The sequence below is a fragment of the Pseudoalteromonas sp. SWXJ133 genome, from assembly GCF_015864365.1.
GTDB lineage: Bacteria > Pseudomonadota > Gammaproteobacteria > Enterobacterales > Alteromonadaceae > Pseudoalteromonas > Pseudoalteromonas arctica.
In genome coordinates, this window is the sequence record NZ_JADYXJ010000057.1 from 1 (window position 1) to 1011 (window position 1011).

1 protein-coding gene is annotated in these 1011 nt (G+C 40.6%); it reads left to right on the forward strand.

All coding sequences use genetic code 11. The annotated features are described in order from the left end of the window. Nucleotides 1-87 precede the first annotated feature (87 nt). The coding region (locus tag I6F40_RS19595) for a transposase (RefSeq protein WP_197193338.1) at nt 88-1011 on the forward strand (924 nt) is incomplete at its 3' end.

Genomic DNA, 1011 nt, shown 5'->3' on the forward strand with positions numbered 1-1011 from the left:
ATTAACAGTGACACCCATCCTAAATTTTGCTCTTTTCAAAATTTAGGACTACGTTTTAGTTAGTGCAAAAAACGAGCAGGGTGTCTTATGGCAATTTCAAGAAAGCGTCAAGTAAGTTTGGTTGATACAAAATACTATCACTGTATTTCACGCTGTGTTCGTCGTGCATTTTTATGTGGAGAAGACCGTTTTACTGGTCAATCTTACGAGCATCGACGAGGGTGGGTTGAAGATAAGCTGCTTGAATTAGCAAAGGTATTTTGTATTGATGTATGTGCTTATGCCGTAATGAGTAATCACACCCATTTGGTACTATATGTAGATGATAAGAAAGCAAACAGGCTGAATGATAAAGCGATTGTTATTCGCTGGCATAAACTCTGTAAAGGCACAGTGTTAACGCAAAAATATGTACAAGGTGAAAAGCTAAGTAAAGTTGAACTCATCTTTTTCAACCAAACGGTTAAACAATACCGCGAACGCCTAGCAAGTATTAGCTGGTTTATGCGGTTGTTAAATGAAGACATTGCGCGCAGAGCAAATAAAGAAGATAACTGCACAGGACGATTTTGGGAGGGTAGATTCAAATCGCAAGCATTACTAGATGAAGCAGCACTTACAGCGTGTATGGCCTATGTCGATTTAAATCCCATTAGGGCTAAAATGGCTAACACACCAGAAGGGTCAGACCATACCAGTGTACAAAAGCGCTTAACATGCGCGACAGAAGGTAAACAGCCTAAACAGTTACTACGTTTTGCAGGTATGCCACGTCAGATTATGCCTAAAGGGCTGCCGTTTGAGCTTAAATCGTACCTTGAACTTGTTGAGCTAACAGGGCGAATAATACGAGAGGATAAACGCGGGTATATTGATAACATGAACCTACCTTTGTTAGAAAGGCTTAATATCTCCCCAGAGAACTGGTTAAAACTGACTACGCAATTTACGCGCGTATTTCATGGTGCAGTAGGCAGGCCAGCCTCACAAGCAAGTTACTGTGAAAATTTA